This is a genomic window from Mycolicibacterium wolinskyi, assembly GCF_002101965.1.
Lineage (GTDB): Bacteria > Actinomycetota > Actinomycetes > Mycobacteriales > Mycobacteriaceae > Mycobacterium > Mycobacterium wolinskyi.
This window is the reverse complement of sequence record NZ_LQQA01000005.1, coordinates 260,358-273,757: the sequence shown is the minus strand read 5'-3', so window position 1 is coordinate 273,757 and position 13,400 is coordinate 260,358. Positions and strand designations below refer to the sequence as shown.

Sequence of the window (13,400 nt, the reverse complement as noted above, 5' to 3'; positions counted from 1 at the left end):
CAGCTCGTTGACCGCCGAATGAATCACCGGGCGGTTCGAAGACGTACTCCGGCTCTACCCGCCGAGGCTTTGGCGCCTGGAGGAGCGGACCGTGTCGCCCTACAGCCGTCTTCACGCCGGGCCGTGTAACCAACGTGGCAGAACGCCACAGCTAGGCCGGTACCCGCACGTCGTAAGGAGACACGGCTCGTAGCCCCTTCCATGAGGCGTGGCGAAGTCCACCGCCCAGCCTGTATTCGCGGTAGGCGACCTCGCCGACATACGCAGGCTTCACCCACCGCAGGCCCGGCGATTCGTCGACGCCGCGGTCGACGACAGGATCTGTGCATTCGATCGCATGGAGCAGCTCGTAGAGATGTTGCCGGGTGGTGGAGCTGAAACCGGTGCCGACCCGTCCGACCACCACCAGTTCGCCGGCGTCGTCGCGACCCGCAAGCAGCAGGGCGCCAACGCTCTTGGAGGTCATAGGCGCCGACGCCGGCCAGTACCCGACGATCGCGAGCTCGGCCGTGGCGCGGACCGGGCACTTCACCCACAACGCCGATCTGCCGGAGCGGTACGGCGAGTCCAGGCGCTTGGCGACGATGCCTTCCATCCGATGGTCGGCGGCGATGCTCAGCATGTCGGCGGGGGAGATGTCGGTCCAGGCTCTGGGCACTGCCAACACAGGCCTGCGGTTATCGGTGGGGGCCAGGGCATCGAGTGCGGCACGGCGCTCGACGTAGGACGCGGCCGTGACGTCGTCGCCGTCGAGGGCGAGCACATCGAAAGCGACTAGTTGAACTGGCACCTGCCGCAGGAGCTCGGGTGTGGGTCGACGGTTCTGCGGCCAGCGCTGCTGTAGTCGCGAGAACGAGGGCAGACCGTCTGCATCAGGGGCGATGATCTCACCGTCGAGCACCGCGCGGCGGTGCCCCAGCGCGGCCGCTACCCCCGAAAGCTCGGGGAAGGCGCGCGTCACATCAGCGCCGGATCGGGAAAAGACCGTGACATCGCAGCCGTCAATGACCACGGTCGCGCGTTGGCCGTCGAACTTCCACTCGACGGCCCAGCCGGCGTCGCGTGGCGGCGACCCGAGGACAGCCAGCATCGGCGCAGGAGCTAAGCGCCGGCCGCGGCTGTCGGTTGTGACCACCTATCGACGGTACGCGCGAACAACAGTGCTATCGCGCCTGGTTGAATCGGTGACTGCGGCCGGGGTGCGCGATAAGACGGGGGCAATACCTTTACGCCGTTTCGGCAGTTTCGTCAAACAACCATAGGCGCGTTTTCTGGAATGCGGTTGTTTGATTTTTCTCTGCCACTAAGGTAATGGAATGCAGTCTATGTCGGTACCGGCGCGTCTGGTCGAAGCGGGAATCCCGGTGCTCACTGGCGACGCCCACAGCATCACCTACCGCCAGGGCGATCGCGCAGTCACCGCCGAAATCATCCTTGCCAAACACGTCACATCGCCGACGGCCGTGTTGGCTCGCGCCAATCGCCGCCCCGGCCGCAGGGTCATCGTCGCCTGCGAATCCATAACGCCGAAGGCGCGCTCGGCTCTCCTGGCAGATCCTGATGTGGACCTCAGCATCGCCAGCACCGGCGAACTGGTGCTGTCCGGAAGGACCTACCACGCCCCAGTGATCGCACGCCCACACCACGCCGCGGGCGAGCGCAACTGGCGGCGCCGCGCAGCCGAACGGGTATGCGTGCTCACCCGCGAGCGCCTGCGCCAGAACGACCTCGCACCGGCCCTCGCCGTGAGCCAGCAGGCGATATCCAAGATGGTGGAGAAGAATCCGTTACCGGAAACTCCTATGCACCAGCACGCACGTCGGAAACTCCTCACCGCGCTCGCCTCGGCGCCGGCCGACGACGGGATAGTCGAAACCTACTGGTACGGCATGGACCCCGTGCCAGAACAGGTCCGCAGCGCCAGTCGGCTCGGCGCAGAGCTGACCATCCGGGTACTGGTCAGCGGCGAAGTAGCCGCCGACGCCCTAGCGCCATGGCGCGTGCCATCACACGGCCTGATCTATGCCGAGGAACTGATCGACCTCACCGACTTGGGTCTGGTGCAAGCCACCGCCGAGGAAGCAACCTTGACCGTGCGCGTCCCCGCCGATCCCACTGTGTGGACCACCGCGGCGTGGTGGAATCAAGTCGCCGATGTGCAGGATCCCGGCATCCTCACCGCAGACCCGGTTGTGGTCTTGCAGGACATGAGTGCAGGCGCCGACGTCGGCGACGGCGCCCCCCAACGGCTCGGTGACTGGATCGCAACCCGGTGACCGCTGAACTATCTATCGTCCTGGCCAGCACCGCCCTGGCCGACGACAACGGGATGCGCGCGCTCAAGGACGTCGCCAGCGTGGCCGGCGGCCTGAACTACCGAGTGATCGGTGGCCACATGGTCCGGCTACTGCGCCATATCTACGACGTCCCGGGTATGCCACGAGTCACATCCGATGCCGATACCGGCATCGAGGAGCAGGTCGCGATCGCCGGCGAATTCCATGACCAACTCACCGCCCTGGGCTACACAGACACCAGCGGAAACCGATACGAACTCGGTGAGCGAGCGGTCGACCTGTTAGTGCCCACCGAGGCCAAAGCGGGCAAGCGGATCTTCGGCAAACGGGCCTTCGATGGGGCACCGGGGCTGCGTCTGGCGCTGGCTTCGCCGCCGATCCTGTTGACGGTCACAGCGCAGCTGACTGATGGCACACATCTGGACTTCGACGTCCCCGTTCCCGACGTCGAGGCCGCCTTCGTGATGAAGATGCTGGCATGGACAGTGCGGCACTCCAGCCGCGACGTACAGGACATCGCAACACTGCTGGAGATCGTTGCCGCCCAACCGGAGTACCGCGCATCGCCGTGGCGGATGAACGATCCCTCTGCCACAAAGATCGGCGAGCGCAAGGACGCCGCCCGAGCGGCGGGGCGGATGATCGCCAGTCCGCCGCGAGAGATTTCTGCGCGAGTGCGCGCTCTGCTGCAACGGTATGTCGCGGCGCCGCGATGACGAGCGCCGCTGCACTAGGCCAGAGCACTTGATGGTCGAGTCATTGTGGTGATTCGGGCACAACGAACCCCACCACGAACTGTGCGGTCAATCGGCATGGCGTCAAGCGATGGGGCATTCGGAAAAGAGCTATTGACCACTGTGTTTTAACGGGTGCAGACGATGGCCTGGCGGGCATTCAGGCACAACGAATAGGAAAACAACAAGCACAACGGCATGCCCGACGGAAGTCCCTACGGAAGGTGCAACATGCACCGCCACGCTGACGTCAGATCACGAGGTAGCCGAGTCGTTGAGCTGCACTGGCGATCCGCCGGGCCAGGCCGGGGTGGGTGAGGGGCAGCGACATTGCGGGCCGGGTGGGCATGGCGGTTGTGGAGGGGGCGAATAAGGCGATGCAGGGTTGGCCGGCGAAGCGGCTGTTGTAGCGCACGCCGTCGAGGTGGGGGAAGGCTTCGGTGATGCGGCGGGCCCAGCGTTGGGTAGTGGCGTGTGGGCCTGTCGATAGTGCGTAGGTGGCGCCGGCCCGGGTGGGCCATGCTCCGGTGCTGTCGGTGGCTAGGTCGAGGAGTTGGAGGTTGCGGGTGAATCGGAGGCCAGTCAAGTACGGGTTGCCGCGGAAGCGGTCGATGGTGCGGGTGGCTTGAAAGGCTTCTGCTAAGGCCGGTGTGGGTCCGGATGCGCCGTACCAGATGCCGACCCCGGGGTGGTCTCGTGCCGGGGGTGGATGGGGATCGAATCGCAAGTGTGGGCCGTGTTCCCGGAAGGCATTCCACGCCAGCACGTGATCCCCGGTGGTGCGGTGCACGCGCCACCACAACTCGTCGGTCGATACGGTGCGGTATTCGGGGTCTCGGATGCCGATCGTGCGCAGTTCTGCCAGGGGTGGCGGGCCGGGAAGCCGTGTGCTCACGTGGTGTACCAGTCGGTGGCCACGGCCGCGGCGACTGCTTGGTCGACGTCTCCGCCCGCACGCAGCCACTCCACGGGGGTCATCGGCCGGTCGTGGACGAGGTCGGGTTGGGGGGTGCGTAGAAATCCTGCGATGGCGACGGGATGCAGACCTTCGGGCAGGGCCTTGATGACTTGGTCGAGCCCTCGGACTTGCCGGGTGGGGCCGCCGTCGGCGTTGATTTCGAATTGCAGTGCCGGGAAGACCCAGCTCTGGCCGTCCGGGATGGCCCAAAGCTCGCCGGCGAGACGCTTCTGCCGCACGCGGGAGTCGCTGACACCGAGGCCTTTGGCGACCTCGTCGGCTGTGAAAGCGGTAACTGCGAGGTGTGCTGTGTGGCCAGCGATTTCGGTGCCAGCGGCGAGGTAGGCGTCGCGGTCTTCAGGGAAGTCAGCGTCGTCGAGGAGTCTGGCTTCGTCCTCGGTGAGGGCCGCGGCCCATGGCCGCAGGGCGGGCAGGACCTTCAAGGCGGCGACGAACTCAGTGGTGGTGATGTCGAAGCGGTCGTGGAGTAGTTGCTCCAGATCGGGATTCGCCTGCATGACACCCTCCTAACGACTATTAACATCATACTATTCGCGTTAGAGCAGAGTGTCGAGGCTGTAGTGCCACCGGGGGGGTGCGAAGCCGCACTGGTATGGCGATTGGGCCACAACGAACAACGCCATGAACTGCACGAGCAATCCCTTTGGCGCCGGGGGCGATGCGTGGTGAAAAACATAGGGTGACCGTGGCGTTTAACGCCGTCACACCACGGTCCGGCGCTGCGATCAGGTTGCAACGAGACGGGCAACGACAGCCACAATGAGATGTACGACAGCGGTCTCTACAGATAGCCCAACGGAGCCCACCACCGTCATGGCACAGTCCGGTCTTTCGGGACATATGTCCCGCGATGCTTGGAGGCGCCTGTTCTCCCTGGCTAAGCGCCAGGCGCCCCCGGTCGGCTACTTGGCCCGCCGCGCGTGATCGTAGATACGGGTCAGCCACACGCCGGGATCACGCATTGCCGACCCCATCTGCGTCGGGTCGACCGCCTGCTGACCGTCGACGTACCGATCGACCTGGTCGTGATACATCGCGACCGCATCGGCCTTCTGGCTCATTCCCGCGGCCCGCAGGGCAGCGGTGATCCGAGCGACCTTGCAGTCGCGTTCCCGCCTTGCACCCGCGGACTGATCGCGTTCAAGCGGACGTTTCTGCCCCGCCGCCAAATCGTTGAGTAGTTCATGCGCCTCGGCCACCAGTGTGTTCATGCTCTCGACCCTTGCAGAAGCGGGTGCACGGCCCATTCGAGCGCGAAAGCGCAGACCGAAATACCTGCTAACACGCCTGGTCAGCGACGTAGCCTTGTCGACCATGAGTAGGCACTCCAAGCGGCAGGGGGCGCCGTTCGTCTCACGAGACGCCGTGCAGTTCAACGAAGCGCTGGCCCGGCGTTTCCGCCTGCTGTCGAAGGCTGCGAGCGAGTACGACGCTGGCGACGACGACCAGGTCGTCATCATGGCCGCAATCCTGCGTGTGCTTCTCGCCGACCGGCTCATCGACCGAGTGACGCCACTCGACCAACTCGCATTCACGGATACATGCGATCGGCTGCCGGCCGACGCTGTCGCTGGTTATGGCTACGGGATCACCCGCATCAAGATTTTCGCCGGTCTGCAGAGCGGCGCGATCGTGGCCCCGCTGGACGGGGGATACCGCGACAAGCAACCTCCTTTGGCGCCGTTCAGTGAATGGTGGTCTAAGGACGCCGCGATATTTCCGACGAACCGACAGTTTCGTACCCGGGAATTCGTCGTATACGAGATGGCGAACACAGACGGGATCCACGTCGACCCCGACTTAGATGCGGACTACGACGCGCTGACCCGCGACAACCACGGATTCCAGATCAACGGGGTGACAGTTACCGGGAATCTGGCCAGCGCCTCCGTGCGCCAGATCGTGTGGGAAACGCAACACACTCTGCACCGGGCGCTCCCGTCACTGTGCGGACCCGATTTTCCGGGTTCGACCGACGACCTAAACGGTGACCAACTATTCCGGGTCGCGGCGAAACAGGAGAACCCCACCTGAACTCCGCAGGCGCCGCATCGGAGTGTTTGGGGGCACGCAACGCGGAAGCCTGAACCAGACAGAGCCGTTGCGTTCCGCAAAGGAACGGGAGCGTCACCGTTCTAGACTGCGAACATGCCTAGAGTCGGCGAGCTGGTCCGCACGACGACCGGGAAGTGGATGGTCTGGGCGCCGAAGCAATGCCCGGCCGGACACGAGCTCGTTCCGGGCCAGATGTCTGTGTTCTACCGGCCATGTACCGCGCACGGCGGACATCAAACGTGGATGTGTCCATGCGGGAAGACTGTGGCGGCCCCGGCAGTCACCGAACTGTGTGACCCACAAGGGCCGGCCCCGGTCCGTGAACTCTGAGCTACTCGCGGGCCAGGAGCCTCCTGTCGCATTCGCACGGGGAGGTGATTGACACCGCCCTCATGGCTGCGCCAGCCAGATCAGATCTCAAGTGGCTGAACCGTTTAGGCCGTCCCGCGGGGCGGGCACGGGGTTTTGCCGTGTCGGTTGCGTGGTCCAATTCGACAGCGGCGCAAGCCCTGCAGCTCATATCTGGCGCCACATCACACTTTGATCAACCGACGAAGAACTAACCCAAGCACCACGAGGAATGCAACCGTGTTTGGAAATGGCTTCTGCTTCAAAGGGTCTTGAGGGGACGGCTTGGCGACCGAGAACGCGAGCAGGACTGATATGGTGCAGGGCCCGAAGAATCCTGCTGTAACTGCTAGCAATCGAACTCCCAGCCCGTCTGCAAGGGCGCCGACGGCCAGCAAGCCGCAGAACACCGTCGCGCCGATTGCGACCGTGGTGATGGTGTAGGTGACGGCGGGGAGAGCGCCCAAAGAGGTTGGGATCTCTTCCTTGGGTGACATGGCCCGCATCGCCCGTGTTCGGCGACAGATTTCTGCCGATGACACAGCTACGACGAACAGGGCGATGCCGAACATCAGTATGGTGTAGTCGTTCCCGAACACGAACCTCAGGTAGTCGATTGTCGTGGCTGCAAGCAGAACCGTTGTCGTGGTGATGATCGCAGCGGTGAGAAATCCAGCCAAGGTGATGAGGTATTTGCGGCGTTCTGTCGCTTTAACGCCTTTCTGGTTGACGTGGTTGACCAGTATCCATCCAAGGCCGCACACGAACACGGACCCACCGACAGCGAGCATTCCGCTGGCCGCCATTCCCTGCGCCCAAACTACTTTGCAGGCATCGTCGCCTGGTGGCGGCGCTCCGGTGATTGCGCTGAATAAGTAGCTGTCCAACGCGTTGTCGGCCGGTGGCGATGCGCCGGTGATTGCGCTGAATAGGTAGCTGTCCAAGCCGAGCGTGAGGGCACCTGCGGAGAAAAGAGCCATGGTGTGCGTATCCAGTCGGTGATCCCGAATAGCTAGTACGGCGATCACAGTCACCATGAAGCCAGCTAACACACCCGCCAACTGTGAGTTCGACGCTGAGGAGGTAATGATGCTCCACCACGCCGTCGACTCAGATACGCACGCTGCCACGTCGCCCCTTCTCGGCAGAAGAGCGGTCAAGCCCCCATGGTTTTCTTGTTCCAATGAAATGTGAGCGGGTCGCTTGAGATCCAGCCAAGCCCGAACGTGTAGTACTCCGCGCGCAGGATCACCTTTTCTCCTTGGACGGGGCCTTTGATGATGGCCGAGTTGTGAGTGCCGCCCGTGGTGGAGGAATCGTTGATGGGGCAGACGAGTACTGGTGTGAGCGCATACAGGTCGACGGTGGCGTCGAAGTTGCCTGCAGCGTCCGACATCCATTTGCCTGCAACATCGCCTTTGCGGTCGTCAGTGCTGATTCGCACTTCAGTCCAGAAAAGGTCCTGCTCTACGACGTACTGGAATTTCAGCTTGAACACTGTAGAGGGCGGGAAATTTGACCCCTTGAGCTTCAGTTTGTCCTGGTCGAAGTCGGAAAGAATGGGTTTCGGAGCGAGTGTGGTGAAGGTTGCATGCGACTGCCCGCCGACCCCAGTCGAGTTACGTCCTTGCACGCTCCAGTGTGCCGATTGCCCGACTGTCAGCTTCCCTGCTGCGATCGTGTAAGTCGTCGAGGCAAGCCAGGTGGCCGCGGCCACTTGGCTTGAGCCCTGGGACACCGCGATGTCGAACGTGTCGGCCTTCCGTTCAGTTTGTGCGCCAGGGTCACTCCATGTGAACGTCGTGTTTGTCGGGACATTCTTGGCTCCGTCCGCGGGGGTGAGCAGCTTGGGCGGTAGGGGCCGTTGCTTGACGACCTCCACTGGTTGTCCTCGCCCGCTGTCGACTTCGCAAAAGTACTGCGCCGCGGCGACTAGTTGCCCAGTCTTGAGCATCCGGTTGAGAGCAACGTGCTCGATCCCGCCGTCTGCAGACTTCTTGGCGCCGGCGAGCTCCCAGGCAACTGCGTCCCGAGTCAAGGCCACATAGATATAGACGTCGGCCGTGGGGATCGCGCCTTCAATCAGGACTGACGTCGATTCGTTTTCGACTGGCTCGGGGAACTTCGGTGCATCAATCGGTGGGTGGGCCTTCACTTTTTCGTGGGGGCTCTCGGGGGCGCTGCCGCAGCCGACGGCCTGCACCCAAACTTCATCATCCTGCTTGAGCACGGGATCGACGTCGATGTTCCCCACGGAAGCGAGGAAGGTTTGGCGCTTCACCTCATTGGTCCAGCCGGTGCTGACAGAGCGTATGAACAGGCGGACCTCGGCACCGACGTGGACATCGGCCACCTTCACTGAACGAGCGCACGAATACAGGGGGCCGATCAACCGCGGAGTCAAGGTCACGGCCGGGTGCTCGTTAATCGTTACCGCCGCCGACTGCGGACTGGACTGACCACAGATCTCCTGAATCGCATACACACTGCCGACATCCAGCGGTGGCTCGACATCGCAGGAATGCACCGATTCCCCCAGAGTAGTGAACGTCCGAAACTCAGCCCCATTCAAAAAGACCCGGACGGTGACAAGACCTCGATCGTTGAGCCCAGCGACCGTGATCTTCGGATTGCCTTTGCAAAGCCCGTACACCGTTGGAGCGCCGGCCTCCGGTGGGCCGACGTTGGCTGTTGTCGGCAGGCCGTATCGCTCGCACGCTGGCATTGTCTGAGTGAGTGTGACAGCCGGCGGATTCTGACTGTCCCAGTGGAGAGGCTCAGGCAGGACGATCGTTGGGTTGGCGACATCAGCGCCAACCGAATAGTTCTGCCCGGTACTCAGATCCAGGGCCACTGTCGACCCGTCATAGATGCCTTTGAGTGATATCCGGTCTTCACAACCGCGTAGGGGCCGGTCCAGTTGCGGCGGCGGCAACGGTGCGCCGCGTTGCAGCGGCAGGGATTTGACCTCGAGGGTGGTTGTTGGACCCGGTCCAATCGGAGTTGTTTGTCGGAACTGGAGAGGTCCTGGGGTCGTCAGCTTGTCTGTCGATGCCACCCGGGCCCAACCAAGGGGAGCTTCGGCCGAACCAATCGGGATTCCGCCGAGAAGCACCTCAACCCTCGCGCCGGGCTCAGCGCCGGTGAACAGAAGATGCTCGCCACACTCCCACGGGTAGGTGTTCAAGGTGATGGCCATCAGCTTTGCCGGGTCAATCTCGCTTTGGTTGACCAGGTAACTCGACGCTTGAGGTGTCCAGTCGCTGCCGTCAGCACCCAACTCTTGTCGCGCTTGAAGCAGGTCTCCCGGGTGCAGCGCGATCCCCGGCAGAAACTCGATCCAGTCCGATCCGCCACCGACTGGAGGAGATTGAGCAATGTCTCTGGGATCCGGGCCGACCGCCCGTATGAATACGGTCGCGCCTGGCAAGGCCCCTGTCACATGCAGTCGCTGTGACCAATCCGAAATCGGCTGACTGATGACCGGTGATGCGAGTGCCATCTCGGTGCTCCCCCACGAAAACGGAACAATCCAAAAGCTCGTCAAGGCACCGAAAGCTCTGTCGCAGAGCGCGACGAATGTCGCTGTTTGATCCCCCAATCAACGGCCCAGCACCCAGTTGCGACGCCCAAAGTCCGGTGCTTCGACAGAGCGATTTTACGCCCGCAAATCAAATCGAAAGCGCGTTTTCCAGCGGCTTGACTGATCATGATCGCGGCCCCTGTTCGCTCGAACGGCGCCGCTGAGACAGGCCGACGCGCTCCGGGACGGTCTATGCCGTGCCAGCGAACGCGTTGCTTTGAACATCGTTTCGACTGGTCCGACGATACGAGCCTGGGTCGCGTTGGGCGCCCGTGCAGTATTTGCCGCACTGAGGACGGCAGCCAGGCGGCAGACCCGGCGCGGTGAGACGTACGGCAGCGCAGGGCTGAGGTCTGCATCTGCACGGAGTGGTGTGGCTCGACGGCCCGGTTACATAAACCTGCCATGGGCGAATCATCGCTTCGACGCTCGCAGGGAACCGCAACGAACTTCGCAACGAACTGGAGGACACCGGCCACCCGTCAGCCTGGGAGGCATCGTGAAAAACCTGCAGTATGCAGGGTGTTTCAACCGAGCACGGCGGGTGGCCGTGTCGTCCCCGCCGCGCAACGAACGTCGCTACACTTCCGACCACAACACGCTCCATGTACCTGACAACGTGCGTCGCTACAGCCATCGCCACGGCGGCACAGAAAAGGCGCCATACACGAAGAAAGGGGCTCCGATGATCATCTATGTGCGAGCCGACGCCGAATCCCCGCTGGCGCATGTAGCCCTCGGTGAAAGTCTTAGCCGGGTTGTCGAGATGCACCTCAAAGGGTTCCTGCCCTACGACGCCACCGTGTGGATCAACAGCGACCTTCCCGAACTCGGAATGTGGGTCTTGGCAGAGAAGTCGACGCACGTGCGCGTGCATCGCAGCGTCTATCCGGGATGGTTCCGGCTCACCCGAACAGCAGCCAAATACGCACGCACCTCGGCGCTTTCAGTGAACCAACCGGAGGCGACCTACTACATCGGAAACGTTCCCGGTTTCGATGAGGTGCATTCGACGATCGTCATCTCACACCCGGATCCGAGCGCCACCGTGGGAATCATCGCGAACTCAAACCACGTCACCGGTCACGGCGGAACCTACACCTTCGATCCGTTCACGGTCGTTGATCTCAACCACTACACGGCGCCGGCGTCGGCATCCAAGAACCCGGTCCAGCGGGCCCACGCCATGATGAACGGGGTCGCTCTGCTGACCTACGGGTACGGCGATAGCCGCAAGGAATTCGTGGCCGACAACATCGACAAGTACGCCGTCGACTTCACCAAAGAGCACATCGATTTCTTCCGAGAACTAAAGGACCGATCCGAGCAGTACGCCCAGGCGCAAGCCCACGAGATCCTCAAGAAGATAGTTGCGGAAACGCAAGATGTTGTCTCCGATGCCCTCGGCATCGGCGCCACGTCGGACGGCTGATAACCATCGCTGTGGGCGCTCGCCCAGGCTCTCCGCCAAACGCCACCGGTGTGCCGCAATGGTGTGTCGCAACTACGGAGTCGCGGCGCTGATGATCATGGGAGGCAGTAAGGGATCCGGCCGGGCGGCGCGGGAGGAATCATGCAGACCAGAATCACGCCACGAATGATCACGTTCGACACCGAGGACGAACTCGAGGACTACGTCGAGAGGATGAACGAAGCAGGCATTCGTCCCGATCTAGGGATCGTTGACGCCAACGGTGTCCAGACGCTCGCATGCCGCACGGCTCCCGGCGGCGACGGGTACGGATTCGTCTACTATGCGCCGAACGAAGACGACGGGAGCTTCCACTGCTGCGGCTGCCGCGAGTGCGATCCAGCGACGTGTGAGTACCGCCATCGCGACTGGCGGCCAACATTTCCGGTGGCGGCGCTGGTTGCGTTTGACGTCGGTGACACCGAGACCACCGACGGCCGAACGCTAGACAACCAGATCACACGATTTGGTGCCGACATCACTTCGACACTGCGGGCGCCCGCCCGCGAGCTGCCGGCGGCCGTCAGCCCCCGCAGCGCTAAAGCCAGCCTGCGCGGGCTTGTACGACGCAACGAGCAAGCACCCGCCGAGGTGATCGCCTTTCGGAAGCCCGGGATCTCCTGACCGCAGACCCGATAAGAACCCGTCCCGGTCTTTTTCGACGGACCAACCTGTCCCGCAACCGATTAGGAGACTCACCGAAATGGCCGCAATAAACCTCTTCGGCGCCGCGGTGAAGATTTCGCTGCTGCGGCACATGCTCACACTGCTTGAGGAGGTCAAGGAGCTCCCTCCCGACCAGGAAGTTCGCTTGTTGGAAATGCTGATCGGCATGTTCGACGCCTACCCAGAGGTGCACGGCACCGAACCAACCATGGCCAAAAACCTCACCGGAGGATTCCGCCACCAGTCGCCTGCACTTCATGCCGATGGTGCCTCGTCAGGCATCGACATGATTGCTCAAGAGATCCGGCGAGGAACTGCCGAACTCCAAGCCGAACACCGCATTCCGGTATTCGTGCAGAAGGCTGCCGATCACCTCGTGGCCTACCGACAGAATCGCCACCGGCGGGCCGAGGCCCGCCGGCCAGTCCCGCCCAGCCTCGATGGACTGGTCGTCGAGACGCGCGTGAGGCTCATCGACAGGGCCGATCGCCGCCGCCGTGGTGGTCCTGTTGTGGCGAGTCGCCTGTAGCCTGCTGGCGTACTCGGCATCCTCGCCGCGCCGATCACGAGACGGGTCCTCGTTCGCTGAACGGGTTATTGCGGTGGATTGCCCCGTCACGGTATCCGGCTGACTCCGCTTAGACCGAGGGCGATCGACGCCAACCGCCGTCTTGCATATGCTTGGCCTATGCGCAAAATAGCTGGTATGGCATCAGCATTCGCCATCGTCTGCTCCGCCATTTCAGCTTGTGGCAGTGAGGGCGGATCTGCGTCCCCCAGCGAGCCACCGCCGTCCACAGGGGCCGCGGCAATCGCTCCAGTCGCGACGTTCAAGCACCAACGAGCAGATGAGCCGATCGAGAACCTCGTCGCCAGCGGTTCGCACTGCTTCGACGCGAGCGCGGAGGCAGTGGCGGCCCAGCTGCGAGCCGTGGCATGGGTGGAGAAAGACAATGCCGAGAAACGTCGCGCGCTCGACGAAAAGGGCATTCTGATGCCGTACGGGTATCCGTTTTACGTGGGTGACGTTGAGCGCACCGACAATGGAACGTGCTACATCGTGGACGACAGCGGGCTACTTTGAATCACGTTCGCCGCGGATGGTCCGACGTAGCGGAAGTCGGTGCCATCTGTCCCCGCGAAGAGTTTGAACCGTAGGCAGATTGTGTCAGCGAGCGAATCGCGCTATCGGGCCTCGCATTGAACGCTGACGCCAGCCGACGCTTCCCGTCGCCGGCTGGGCTGCGACCCGGTGGCGCGCCGGGGG

Annotated in this window: 13 protein-coding genes; 7 read left to right on the top strand and 6 right to left on the bottom strand. The window is 63.1% G+C overall.

The annotated features are described in order from the left end of the window. Positions 1–151 precede the first annotated feature (151 nt). Positions 152–1,135 (bottom strand): non-homologous end-joining DNA ligase, encoded by a 984-nt coding sequence (gene ligD / locus AWC31_RS03235; protein WP_234816695.1) that lies wholly within the window; start codon positions 1,133–1,135, stop codon positions 152–154. 181 nt (positions 1,136–1,316) lie between these two features. Between ligD and AWC31_RS37615 the strand changes: the two genes are divergently transcribed. Both AWC31_RS37615 and AWC31_RS03225 read left to right on the top strand, forming a co-directional pair. After that, a complete protein-coding gene (locus tag AWC31_RS37615) occupies positions 1,317–2,276 on the top strand; it encodes a hypothetical protein (protein WP_234816694.1) in 960 nt (319 codons plus the stop codon). Next, the gene (locus tag AWC31_RS03225; RefSeq protein ID WP_085142640.1) at positions 2,273–3,013 is read left to right on the top strand and encodes a hypothetical protein; all 741 of its coding nucleotides are present in this window, start codon (positions 2,273–2,275) and stop codon (positions 3,011–3,013) included. The genes AWC31_RS37615 and AWC31_RS03225 overlap by 4 nt, the downstream gene beginning before the upstream one ends. A gap of 268 nt (positions 3,014–3,281) precedes the next feature. Here the strand turns inward: AWC31_RS03225 and AWC31_RS03220 are convergent, their stop codons facing one another. The 3 genes from AWC31_RS03220 to AWC31_RS03210 all read right to left on the bottom strand — a co-directional run bounded on the left by AWC31_RS03220 (position 3,282) and on the right by AWC31_RS03210 (position 5,221). Then, positions 3,282–3,926: an RES family NAD+ phosphorylase gene (locus AWC31_RS03220; protein WP_085142638.1), complete on the bottom strand. Its 645-nt coding sequence runs from the start codon at positions 3,924–3,926 to the stop codon at positions 3,282–3,284. Continuing rightward, positions 3,923–4,507 (bottom strand): helix-turn-helix domain-containing protein, encoded by a 585-nt coding sequence (locus AWC31_RS03215; protein ID WP_085142636.1) that lies wholly within the window; start codon positions 4,505–4,507, stop codon positions 3,923–3,925. Before AWC31_RS03215 ends, AWC31_RS03220 begins: the two co-directional genes overlap by 4 nt. Before the next feature lie 405 nt (positions 4,508–4,912). Then, on the bottom strand, positions 4,913–5,221 hold the full coding sequence (locus AWC31_RS03210; protein ID WP_085142634.1) for a hypothetical protein: 309 nt from the start codon (positions 5,219–5,221) through the stop codon (positions 4,913–4,915). A gap of 103 nt (positions 5,222–5,324) precedes the next feature. Between AWC31_RS03210 and AWC31_RS03205 the strand changes: the two genes are divergently transcribed. Further along, positions 5,325–6,044 (top strand): hypothetical protein, encoded by a 720-nt coding sequence (locus AWC31_RS03205; protein ID WP_133060083.1) that lies wholly within the window; start codon positions 5,325–5,327, stop codon positions 6,042–6,044. 554 nt (positions 6,045–6,598) lie between these two features. On the opposite strand, the gene AWC31_RS03200 is transcribed toward AWC31_RS03205, so the two are convergent. Both AWC31_RS03200 and AWC31_RS37065 read right to left on the bottom strand, forming a co-directional pair. Then, positions 6,599–7,573, bottom strand: coding sequence for a hypothetical protein (locus AWC31_RS03200; RefSeq protein ID WP_133060082.1), 975 nt, complete (start codon positions 7,571–7,573; stop codon positions 6,599–6,601). Further along, positions 7,570–9,915 carry a hypothetical protein gene (locus AWC31_RS37065; RefSeq protein ID WP_133060081.1) on the bottom strand — a complete coding sequence of 782 codons (2,346 nt, stop codon included), beginning with the start codon at positions 9,913–9,915 and terminating at the stop codon, positions 7,570–7,572. The genes AWC31_RS03200 and AWC31_RS37065 overlap by 4 nt, the downstream gene beginning before the upstream one ends. A gap of 454 nt (positions 9,916–10,369) precedes the next feature. On the opposite strand from AWC31_RS37065, the gene AWC31_RS03190 reads away from it, so the two are divergent. The 4 genes from AWC31_RS03190 (at position 10,370) to AWC31_RS37060 (ending at position 13,217) form a co-directional block, all read left to right on the top strand. After that, positions 10,370–11,428 carry a hypothetical protein gene (locus AWC31_RS03190; protein ID WP_133060080.1) on the top strand — a complete coding sequence of 353 codons (1,059 nt, stop codon included), beginning with the start codon at positions 10,370–10,372 and terminating at the stop codon, positions 11,426–11,428. Positions 11,429–11,593: 165 nt separating this feature from the next. Then, complete coding sequence (locus AWC31_RS37610; protein ID WP_207626282.1) at positions 11,594–12,091, top strand: hypothetical protein; 498 nt, start codon at positions 11,594–11,596, stop codon at positions 12,089–12,091. A gap of 79 nt (positions 12,092–12,170) precedes the next feature. After that, the gene (locus AWC31_RS03180) at positions 12,171–12,662 is read left to right on the top strand and encodes a hypothetical protein (RefSeq protein ID WP_085142625.1); all 492 of its coding nucleotides are present in this window, start codon (positions 12,171–12,173) and stop codon (positions 12,660–12,662) included. A gap of 177 nt (positions 12,663–12,839) precedes the next feature. Beyond that, entirely contained in the window at positions 12,840–13,217 is a 378-nt protein-coding gene (locus AWC31_RS37060; protein ID WP_133060079.1) for a hypothetical protein, read from the top strand. Positions 13,218–13,400 lie beyond the last annotated feature (183 nt).

Bases quoted from the DNA above. Each gene is read 5' to 3' on its own strand.
- AWC31_RS03215 (WP_085142636.1), bottom strand. From the start codon at position 4,507: ATGCAGGCGAATCCCGATCTGGAGCAACTACTCCACGACCGCTTCGAC.
- AWC31_RS03205 (WP_133060083.1), top strand. From the start codon at position 5,325: ATGAGTAGGCACTCCAAGCGGCAGGGGGCGCCGTTCGTCTCACGAGAC.
- AWC31_RS37060 (WP_133060079.1), top strand. From the start codon at position 12,840: ATGGCATCAGCATTCGCCATCGTCTGCTCCGCCATTTCAGCTTGTGGC.
- AWC31_RS37065 (WP_133060081.1), bottom strand. From the start codon at position 9,915: ATGGCACTCGCATCACCGGTCATCAGTCAGCCGATTTCGGATTGGTCA.
- AWC31_RS37615 (WP_234816694.1), top strand. From the start codon at position 1,317: ATGCAGTCTATGTCGGTACCGGCGCGTCTGGTCGAAGCGGGAATCCCG.
- AWC31_RS03180 (WP_085142625.1), top strand. From the start codon at position 12,171: ATGGCCGCAATAAACCTCTTCGGCGCCGCGGTGAAGATTTCGCTGCTG.
- AWC31_RS37610 (WP_207626282.1), top strand. From the start codon at position 11,594: ATGATCACGTTCGACACCGAGGACGAACTCGAGGACTACGTCGAGAGG.
- AWC31_RS03210 (WP_085142634.1), bottom strand. From the start codon at position 5,221: ATGAACACACTGGTGGCCGAGGCGCATGAACTACTCAACGATTTGGCG.